The organism is Mesorhizobium sp. WSM3879 (assembly GCF_002294915.1).
In the GTDB taxonomy this organism is placed as follows: Bacteria; Pseudomonadota; Alphaproteobacteria; order Rhizobiales; family Rhizobiaceae; genus Mesorhizobium.
The window spans coordinates 254,797-264,468 of sequence record NZ_NSFZ01000009.1; the positions used below are offsets into that span (position 1 = coordinate 254,797).

10 protein-coding genes are annotated in these 9,672 nt (G+C 65.0%); 2 read left to right on the plus strand and 8 right to left on the minus strand.

Going from position 1 to position 9,672, the window contains the following annotated elements:
* Positions 1–14: 14 nt before the first annotated feature.
* From CK218_RS21390 to CK218_RS21400, 3 genes are read right to left on the minus strand one after another with little or no spacing between them, the layout of a single operon-like run.
* On the minus strand, positions 15–221 hold the full coding sequence (locus CK218_RS21390; RefSeq protein ID WP_066995855.1) for a DUF680 domain-containing protein: 207 nt from the start codon (positions 219–221) through the stop codon (positions 15–17).
* Positions 222–276: 55 nt separating this feature from the next.
* Positions 277–483 carry a DUF680 domain-containing protein gene (locus tag CK218_RS21395; protein WP_095779133.1) on the minus strand — a complete coding sequence of 69 codons (207 nt, stop codon included), beginning with the start codon at positions 481–483 and terminating at the stop codon, positions 277–279.
* Positions 484–536: 53 nt separating this feature from the next.
* Positions 537–782 (minus strand): DUF680 domain-containing protein, encoded by a 246-nt coding sequence (locus tag CK218_RS21400; RefSeq protein WP_066995852.1) that lies wholly within the window; start codon positions 780–782, stop codon positions 537–539.
* 484 nt (positions 783–1,266) lie between these two features.
* On the opposite strand from CK218_RS21400, the gene CK218_RS21405 reads away from it, so the two are divergent.
* Both CK218_RS21405 and CK218_RS21410 read left to right on the plus strand, forming a co-directional pair.
* Entirely contained in the window at positions 1,267–1,935 is a 669-nt protein-coding gene (locus CK218_RS21405) for a response regulator (protein WP_066995918.1), read from the plus strand.
* Positions 1,936–1,940: 5 nt separating this feature from the next.
* Positions 1,941–3,338 (plus strand): sensor histidine kinase, encoded by a 1,398-nt coding sequence (locus CK218_RS21410; RefSeq protein WP_095828792.1) that lies wholly within the window; start codon positions 1,941–1,943, stop codon positions 3,336–3,338.
* Here the strand turns inward: CK218_RS21410 and CK218_RS21415 are convergent.
* The 5 genes from CK218_RS21415 to CK218_RS21435 form a co-directional block, all read right to left on the minus strand.
* Positions 3,319–4,194, minus strand: a complete 876-nt coding sequence (locus CK218_RS21415) for an ABC transporter permease (protein WP_095779135.1) — start codon at positions 4,192–4,194, stop codon at positions 3,319–3,321. The two genes, CK218_RS21410 and CK218_RS21415, sit on opposite strands and share 20 nt — an antisense overlap.
* A gap of 13 nt (positions 4,195–4,207) precedes the next feature.
* A complete protein-coding gene (locus tag CK218_RS21420; protein ID WP_095828793.1) occupies positions 4,208–5,062 on the minus strand; it encodes an ABC transporter ATP-binding protein in 855 nt (284 codons plus the stop codon).
* 163 nt (positions 5,063–5,225) lie between these two features.
* Positions 5,226–6,227 carry an ABC transporter substrate-binding protein gene (locus CK218_RS21425; RefSeq protein WP_245418635.1) on the minus strand — a complete coding sequence of 334 codons (1,002 nt, stop codon included), beginning with the start codon at positions 6,225–6,227 and terminating at the stop codon, positions 5,226–5,228.
* Positions 6,228–6,416: 189 nt separating this feature from the next.
* A complete protein-coding gene (dapB, locus tag CK218_RS21430; RefSeq protein WP_095828794.1) occupies positions 6,417–7,196 on the minus strand; it encodes a 4-hydroxy-tetrahydrodipicolinate reductase in 780 nt (259 codons plus the stop codon).
* Between the two features lie 112 nt (positions 7,197–7,308).
* Positions 7,309–9,414 (minus strand): molybdopterin oxidoreductase family protein, encoded by a 2,106-nt coding sequence (locus tag CK218_RS21435; protein WP_095828795.1) that lies wholly within the window; start codon positions 9,412–9,414, stop codon positions 7,309–7,311.
* Between the last annotated feature and the right edge of the window lie 258 nt (positions 9,415–9,672).

The window sequence follows — 9,672 nt, forward strand, 5'->3', positions numbered from 1 at the left end:
CGACGATCGACCGCTTAGTGGTTGCCGAACAGATCGCGGTCGGCGCCCTGGGTAACCGGCTTCTGAACATTCGCGACCGACTTCTTGACCGAAGCGGTGTACGAGGTGTCGACCGAGGCGGCCGGCTGGTTGGCGTTGGCCGAACCGTAGTTGTCGGAGCCGGCGAAAGCGGCACCGGTGGCAACGAGAAGGGCGGCGGCGGTAAGAGCGATCTTGGTCATTTCAGTTACTCCGAAATTGAGGGGGGATGTTGGCAAGGTTGCCCTGACAGGCCGGTTAGTGGTTGCCGAACAGGTCGCGGTCGCTGCCCTGGGTGACGGGCTTCTGGACATTCGCATCAGACTTCTTGACCGAAGCGGTGTACGAGGTGTCGACCGAAGCAGCCGGCTGTTTGGCGTTGGCCGAACCGTAGTTGTCGGAGCCGGCGAAAGCGGCACCGGTGGCAACGAGAAGGGCAGCGGCGGTAAGAGCGATCTTGGTCATTTCAGTTACTCCAGATTTGAGAGTTGTGGTTCTGATCGGTTCGGGACGGAGGCCTAGCGGCCCCAAATGCCCTGGCCGGATTCCGGCTGGTTCTGATCGGGCGTGATCCTGAGATCGCGCTGCTCGAACTTGCGGATCGAACCGGTGATGCTGCGGTCGATGTTGTCGCCCGACCGCGGCGCAACCGACTGGGTGACGGCCGGCTGGTTGACGTTGTCGGAACCGTAATGGTCGCTGCCGGCGAAGGCGCTGCCCGTGGCAACGAGAAGGACCGCGGCGGTAAGAGCAATCTTGTTCATTTTGGGTACTCCAGATTTTCAAAATCCTGTCCGTCAAGTGGCGTGCCGTAATGGAAATTCGCGTCGCTCGGACCACCCCGAGATGGGTCGGTCCTGTTGCCATTTCCAATCACGAAGATGTGCAAATCGAACCGTTCGGTTCGACCTTGAAATCGCGTGAACAGCGCGGCTGCCACATTCTTTTGTTTGAATATCAACTACTTGCAGTATTAGCGGACGAGGTCTCACGGTCTGGACAGCGAGCCAGCGTTCACCTGAGTTACACGAACCGTCAACATAAATTGAACCGAACCGTTCGGTTTTATCCATCACGCGAGCGAATTGGGCCTCCAGGCCGACCGACGGAACCGATTTCAGCCGGCGTTTGCCTTGTCGGCGGATCGAGACTATCGATTGCTTTCAAACTTTCCGTTCGGACCGCCCGCCGCGCTTGCGAAAGCCCGGCGCCACCCGGATGGAGGCATTTGCCGAACAGCGATGGACGATGCGGCTCCTGCTTGTCGAAGACAATCGCGAACTGGCCGATTGGCTGAGCAAGACGCTGCGCCAGGCGAGCTACGTCGTCGACGTCGTGCATGACGGCGAAGACGTCGAGCATGCGCTGGCGGCCGGCGACCATGCGCTGATCATCCTCGACCTCGCCCTGCCGCGCATGGGCGGGATGGAGGTGCTGAAGCGGCTGAGGGCCCGCGGCAACCCGGTGCCGGTCATCGTGCTCACCGCCAATGCCAGTCTCGACGGCCGGGTGAAGGGCCTCAACGAGGGCGCCGACGACTATCTGGCAAAACCCTTCCAGATCGAGGAACTGGAAGCGCGCATCCGCGTGCAGCTGCGCCGCGCCAACGACCGGACAGCGCCCGTCATCTCCTGCGGCGACCTCGTCTTCGACACCAACACCAGGCTGTTCTCGCTCGGCGGCGCGGCGCTTTCGCTGACGCCGCGCGAACATGCGGTGCTGGAACAGCTGGTGGTCAAGGCGGGGCGCACGGTGAGCAAGGCGGCACTCTCGGCGGCGATCTACGACTTCGACACCGACGCCGATCCCAGCGCCATCGAGATCTACGTGCATCGGCTGCGAAAGAAGCTGGAAGGCTCGCGCGTGCAGATCGCCACCTTGCGCGGCCTTGGCTATCTGCTCCGTCATGAAGATTAGGGGCCATGAAGATTAACAGCCTCCGCCTGCAATTGCTGGCATGGGTGGTGCTGCCGCTTACCGCGCTGGTGACGGTCAATCTGTGGACCAGCCAGCGCAACGCGCTGGCGACGGCGGATCTGGTCACCGACCGGATGCTGGTCGGCTCGGCGCGCGCGATCGCCGAGCGGGTGGCGATGGCCGAAGGCGTGCTCGACGCCACCATTCCGCCGGCGGCGATCGAGATGTTCGACACCGGCGACCGCGACAGCGTCTACTACCGGGTCGAGACCGCCAACGGCCGGCTGCTGACCGGATATCCCGACCTCCCCCAGGCGTCGCAGAGCGGCAGCATCGAGGCTTCCTATCGCGATCGCCGGCTGCGTCTGACAACGCTCAGCCATGCCGTGATCGGCGCCGGCACGGATTCGCCGATCAGGGTCACGGTGGGCGTCACGCTCGCCGGCCATGACGCGATGGTGCAGCGGCTGTGGTTCAGCGCCTTTGCCCAGCAGCTGGCGCTGGTGGCGATCGCCGGCCTCTTCGTGCTGCTCGGCCTGCGCCGCGGGCTGGCGCCGCTGATGCGCCTGCGCGATACGGTGCGCTCGCCGGATCGCAGCGATCTCGACCCGGTCGAGGTGGCGGGCGCGCAAAGCGAGATCCGGCCGCTGATCGACGCGCTCAACGCCTATATGGAGCGCGTGCGGGCGCAGATGGCGGCGCAGCGCCGCTTCATCGCCAATGCCGCGCACCAGCTGCGCACGCCGCTGGCGCTCATGTCGACACAGGCGAGCTATGTGCTGCGCGAAAGCGCCGCCGACCGGCGCGAGGAAGCGCTGGTGGCCCTGCAGGCAGGCTCCGGCCGGCTGGCGCGGCTGGCCGAACAGCTGCTCACGCTGTCGCGCGCCGAGCCGGGCAGCCGCCGGCCGCGCGCCGACCGCATCGACCTCACCGAAGCCGCCCGCGAGGTGCTGGAAACACATGCGCCGAAGGCCGTCGAGCGCAACATCGATCTTGGGCTCGAGGAAGCCGGACCTGTTCCCGTCATCGGCGACGGCACCATGCTGCGCGAGATGATCGTCAACCTGGTCGACAACGCGCTGCGCTACACGCCAGCTGGCGGCACGGTGACCGTCAAGCTGGCCGCGATCGGTCGCGAGGGCGTGATGACGGTCACCGACACCGGTCCCGGCATTCCGGCCGAAGAGCGCGAGCAGGTCTTCGAGCGCTTCTATCGCATTGCCGGTGGTGCCGAGGAAGGCAGCGGGCTCGGACTCGCGATCGTACGCGAGGTGGTCGAGAATGCCGGCGGCAGCGTTGCGCTTGGCGAGGCCGCCGGCAGCGGGCTCAGGGTCGAGGTCCGGCTGCCGCTCGCCGCACCCCAGGACAGGCCGAGTGGAGCGGTCAGGTCCCCTGCTCGTTGAACGGCGCCGGGCGCCATTTGACGACGTAGTTCTCGAAGCGGGTGATGATGAACTCCACCACCAGCGCCATCACCGCCAGGATAATCATGGCGGCGAAGACGCCATTGGCGTTGAACGCGCCCTGGGCGGTCGAGATCAGCAAGCCCATGCCCTGCTTGGCGCCGAGGAACTCGCCGACCACGGCGCCGACCAGCGCGAAGCCAAAGCTGACATGCAGGCTCGCCAGGATCCAGCTCATGGCCGATGGAATGATGACTGTGGTGGTGATCTGGTAGGGCGAGGCGCCGAGGATCTGGGCGTTGGCGATCATCGCCCTGTCGGCCTCGCGCACGCCCTGGAAGGCGTTGGCGAAGACCACGAAGAACACCATGACCACGGCCAGCGCCACCTTGGAGGCCATGCCGAGGCCGAGCGCTATGATGAAGACCGAGCCCAGCACGACGCGCGGCACCGAGTTGGCGATCTTGATGTAGATCGAAAAGACATCCGCCAGGAGCTTGTTGCGGCCAAGGATGATGCCCGCGGCGATGCCGCCGACGGCGCCGATGGCGAAGCCGAGGAAGGTTTCCTCGAGCGTCACATAGATCTGCAGCCAGAGCGGCCCCTGCGAGGTGCCCTCGGTGACCCAGGACCAGATCTGCTCCCAGATGCCGGAGGGACTTGAGAAGAAGAACGGATCGATGACGCCGTGATCGGCGCCAAGTTCCCAAAGAGCGAGGAAGACGATCAGGATGGCGAGCCGCAGGCCGATAACCAGGGCATGGCGGCGGCGCAGCCGCGCCCTCGCCCGGGCTTCCGCGGCGACGATCGAGGTCGCGCGGGCGGCTTGGTGAGAGGCTGGAGAGATGGCGGTCATGGCAAGTCTCCTTTCAATGGCCGGTCTGCAGGCCGCGGCTCTGGCCGAGCTGCACTTCCTCGCGCAGGTCGTTCCAGATCACCTTGGCGATCTCGATGAATTTCGGATCGTATCGGATGTCGGCCATGACACGCGGGCGCGGCAGGTCGATGCGGTAGACACTCTTCACCGTGCCCGGCCCGGCGGTGAGCACATAGACCTTGTCGGCCAGTGCCACCGCCTCCTCGAGATCGTGAGTGACGAAGACGACGGAGGATTTGAGTTCCGACCAGAGGCCGAGCAACTCGTCCTGCATGGCGGTGCGGGTCTGCATGTCGAGCGCGCTGAACGGCTCGTCCATCAGCAGAATCTTCGGCTGGTTGATGAAGGTTTGCGCTAGCGCGACCCGCTTGCGCATGCCGCCAGAGAGCTGGTGCGGATAGTGTTTCTCGAAACGCGCAAGGCCGACGCGGGCGATCCAGTCGCGCGCCCGGTCATAGGCGTGCGCCTTCGGCGTGCCGCGATAGAGCGGGCCGGCGGCGACATTGTCGATGACGCTGCGCCACGGAAACAGCGCGTCCGCCTGGAAGACGAAACCGATGTCGCGGCTGATCTCGGTTACGGGATTGCCCATGACGCGGACATTGCCGGTCGTCGGCCTGAGCAGCCCGGTGACGAGGTTGAGCGTCGTCGACTTGCCGCAGCCGGTCGGGCCGACGACGCAGGCGAACTCGCCGCGCGCCACCGTCATGGTGAAATCGCGGATGGCCGTCATCATGTGGCCGTCGGGGGTGACGAAGCGCAGCGTCACATCGTCGATGGCGATCGCGGCATCGGCCGGCGCCGCGGCCGGAGACAATTTCTCGGCCGCCATGGTTTGCAACTGCATGGCACACTCCTGTAGCGATGGTGCGAGGATGGCTGGGGCTCGAGCCCATGGGCCCGCCGCGCCTCGGTATCCGGAAAGGCGCCGCTGCCGAATTGATTCAGGCAAGCGGCGCGACTTGTTGTTCTTCAACGACCGAGCCGGCAGGCCCGGCTCCCTGTCGGCGCTACTTGGCGGCGTCGACGAATGCCGTGGTATAGGTCTTCGACAGATCGATCTGCTTGCCCTGCAAGCTCTTCGAGAAGGTCGACAGCACCTTCAGCACCGTCTCCGGGCCATCGGCGGGCATGCGGCCGTCAGGCGTGAACATCGCCTTGCCGCCGGCCAACCCTTGCACATAGAGGTCCTTGTTGCCGGCGTAATAATCCTTCGGCATCTGGTCCGCGATCTCTTCGGCCGAATGGCTGGCGATATACTTCATCGTCTTGACGAAAGCGTTGGCGAGCTTCTGCGCCTCGTCCTTATGGCTCTCGATCCAGGCGGACTGGACATAGAAGGATGCCGCCGGATAGTCGCCGCCCAGCGCTTCCCTGGTCTTTTCGGGCGTGCGCATATCGACCAGCACCTTGGCCTCGCCGGTCTGAAGCAGCTTGGCGATGGTCGGCTCGGTGGTCATGCCGGCCTGGATCTGGTCCTGCTTGACGGCAGCGATGAACGTGTTGCCGGCGCCCACCGGCAGCAGCGTGTAGTCGCCCGGCTTAAGGCCGTTGCGCACGGCGAGATACTGCGTCAGGAAATCGGTCGAGGAGCCAAGACCGGTGACGCCGAGCGTGGCGCCCTTGAAGTCGGCCGGCGACTTGATTTCCGGATGCTTGGCCGAAACCAGCTCGACCTCGCCCGGCGCCTGGCTGAACTGGACGATCGACTGGATGTATTTGCCCTTCGACTGCAAGTCGACGGTGTGATCATAGAAGCCGACGACGCCCTGCACGGCACCGGCCAGCAACTCATTCTCGGCCTCGACGCCGGCGCGGGAGTTGACCAGCTCGACATCGAGCCCCTCATCCTTGAAGTAGCCGAGCTGCTGGGTGAGCACGGCCGGCAGATAGATCTGCTTTTCCATGCCGCCGACGATGATGGTGATCTTGTCGGCAGCCGATGCCGCCGTGGCGCCCGCGGCGACGATGGCAAACGAAAGCACCGCCGAACGCAAGACGCACTTCGAGATGAAACCGGTCACGTAACTTCCTCCACCTGGGCGGCGTGCCACCAGGCCACGCCGCATTTCCTCCTTGCCGGCCCGCTCCCGGACCGATCCCGCGGCGAACGCCGCAAAACTGTCATGGCATGGCCAAGCTTTCAGCTGGCTTTCAGTCATTTTAGCGGCCGAAAGAGCGAATTCCGCAGCTATGGCTGGTCACGAAGCGGCGAAGCCAAGCACATCGCGCATGCCGTATTCGCCTGGACACTGTCCGGCCACCCAGAGTGCCGCCGCGATGGCGCCGCGAGCAAACATCGAGCGGTCGCCAGCCAAGTGCGAGAGCGTCAGCGCCTCGCCCTCGGCGAGGAAGCTGACGGAATGCTCGCCGATGATGCTGCCGCCGCGCAGCACGGCGAAGCCGATCTTGCCGGCAGGGCGTGTGCCGACAATCCCGTTTCGAGCGCGCCGCGCCACTTCGTCCAGCCCGACGCCGCGTCCGCGCGCCGCCGCCTCGCCCAACATCAGCGCCGTTCCGGACGGCGCATCGACCTTGAAACGGTGGTGCGCTTCCAGGACATTGATGTCGCAATCGTCAGGCCCAAGCGCCCGCGCCGCCTGCTCCACCAGCCCGATCAGCATGTTGAGACCCAGCGAGTAGCTGCCGGAGCGCACGATCGCGATCGTCTTCGCCGCGTCGGCGATCGTCTCCAGCTCGGAACCATCGAAGCCGGTGGAGCCGATCACCAGCGCCGGACCGCCGCGCGCCGCGCATGCCTGTGCCAGTTCGACTGACGCCGCCGGCGTGGTGAAGTCGATGACGACGTCGGCAAGCGCCAGCGCCTCGTCGCGCGCGACCAGCCCCTCGCCCGTGCTGCCCGGTCGATGGAAGCGGGCGACAAGCACCAGCCGCGGATCTGCCTGCACCACCTCCGTCATCTGCCGGCCCATGCGGCCGAGCGCGCCGGCGATGGCTATTTTCAATGGTTGTCGCGGCAAGGGACACCTCGCCCGTCGCTTCGCTCCTTGCTCCGCGCCAGGGTGACGAAGCAACGGGCTTTTTCGGCTAATCTCCCGGGCATGTGACCTGCCGAGCTCGCGCCACAGACCATCACAGCGCGCGCAGCCAGACCTTGTTGTCGTGGAGGGCAGCACCGCCATAGGGCGCCGGGGCGTCGGCACCGGTCAGCACGTTGATGCCTTCGCCGCGCTCATGCGCACTGTTCGGCCAGATGCCTTCCGCAATCACCACGCCGCGCTTCACGCCGTCGAAGAACCTGGCATGCAGCACCACGTCGCCGCGCCGGTTGCCGATCTCAACGCGGCCGCCGTCCTCGATGCCAAGCGCCGCGGCATCTTCCGGGTGCAGCAAAAGCTCCGGCCTGCCTTCCTTGGCTTTCGACACCGGCGTCTCGGCAAAACTGGAATTGAGGAAGTTGCGCGCCGGCGAAGTTGCCAGCCGGAACGGATGCTCTTCGTCCGCGACCTCGATCAGCTCGACATGGTCGGGGAATTGGGGCAGACGCTCGACCGGTCCGAACAAGCCCATGCTCTTCGGCGGCCGGTTGGGCGCCGACTGCCCGGTCCAATTGGGCCGGAAGTGGAATTTCTTGTCGGCATGGCCGAAGCCGTTGATGAAATGCGCGTCGTCGAAATCGGGTTGCAGGTCGACCCACTTCTGTTCCTTCAGGCTGTCGAAGCTGCCTAGCCCGCGCTTGCCGAGGATGATGTCGATATGTTCCTTCTCGGTCAGGCCAAAGCCCGGCCGGTCGCCAACGCCCAGCCGTTTGCCGAGTTCTTCATTGACGTAGTGGTTGGTGCGCGGCCCCTCCGGCGGTTCGATCAGCTTGGGGCCGAGCGTGATGTGCTGGTTGCCGCCACCCTTGTAGATGTCGTCATGTTCCAGAAACATCGTCGCCGGCAGCACGACGTCGGCGAGCTTGGCCGTATCGGTCATGAACTGCTCGTGCACGCAGGTGAACAGGTCCTCCCGCAGGAAACCTTTTCTGACCAGCCGCTGCTCGGGCGCGACATTGGCGGGATTGGTGTTCTGGATCAGCATCGCCGTCACCGGCGGGCCGCCGGAAAGCGCATCCTCGGCACCGGTCAGCACCGGGCCGATGCGCGAATGATCGAGATAGCGCACCTTCGGGTCGCGCATCGCGGTGCCTTCGAGCACGTCCTGGTTCAGCTTGAAGATCCCGGAATTGGAGTGAAAGGCGCCGCCGCCCTCATATTGCCAGGCGCCGGTAACCGCAGCGATGCATGAGGCGGCATGCATGTTGACCGAGCCGTTGCGCTGGCGCGCAAAACCGTAGCCGAGGCGGAAGTAGGTCTTCTTCGTTGTGCCGACCAGATGCGCGAAGGTCTCGATCTCGGTGACGGTCAGACCCGTCACTGCCGCCGCCCATTCGGGCGTGCGCGTCCTCAGATGTTCTTCCAGCCCGCGCGGATCGTCGGTGTATTTTTCCAGATAGGCGCGGTCGGCCATGCCGTCGCGGAACAAGACATGCATGACCGCGCAAGCCAGCGCGCCGTCGGTGCCGGGTTTGAGCACCAGGCCGAGATCGGCCTGCTTCATGGTGGCGTTGTCGTAGATGTCGATGGCGACGATCTTGGCGCCGCGCTCTTTTCGCGCCCTCGTCGCATGGGTCATGACGTTGACCTGGGTAACCACGGCATTGGTGCCCCAGATCACCACGCAGTCGGACTTCGCCATCTCGCGCGGATCGGGGCCACGCAGAGCGCCCGCTCCCATCATCCAGCCGGTCCAGGCGAGATTGGTGCAGATCGAGCCGAAGAAGCCCGAATATCTCTTCGCGTGCCGCAGCCGCTCGATACCGTCGCGCTGCACCAATCCCATCGTACCGGCGTAAAAATAGGGCCAGACCGTCTCCGAGCCGTATTTCTCTTCGGCCGCGATGAACTTCTCGGCGACGAGGTCGAGCGCCGCTTCCCAACTGGCTTCCTTCCAGGCGCCCTCCCCCTTGCCGCCCGCGCGCACCAGCGGCTTCAGCAGCCGGTCGGGGTGATGGACGCGGTCCGCATATCGCGCGACCTTGGCGCAGACGACTCCTGCCGTGTAGCTGTTCGCTTTCGCGCCGTGGACGCGGCCGATGCGGTTATTGTCGAGCAGCTCCACCTCGAGCGCGCAGGTGGAAGGACAGTCATGCGGACAGGCCGAATGGCCGATCCCGAGCTTGGCGTGCTGATTCATGCCAGGGTGTGTAGCGGGTTTTGCGGGAGAGGTGTAGGGCCAGATGGGGCTCCTCCTTCTCCCCTTGTGGGAGAAGGTGGCCGAGCGAAGCTCGGTCGGATGAGGGATGTTGGAAGGATCGCTACGACAAAGAAATGGGCGATCGAAGCAGCCTGTTCTTCGGCGCCTCACTCCGTCCAACACCCCTTGTATCTGCGCGGAGGAGACTTTGTGCGAGAAGAGCGACTGAGCCTCGAACCGGACGGCCATCCGATTCGA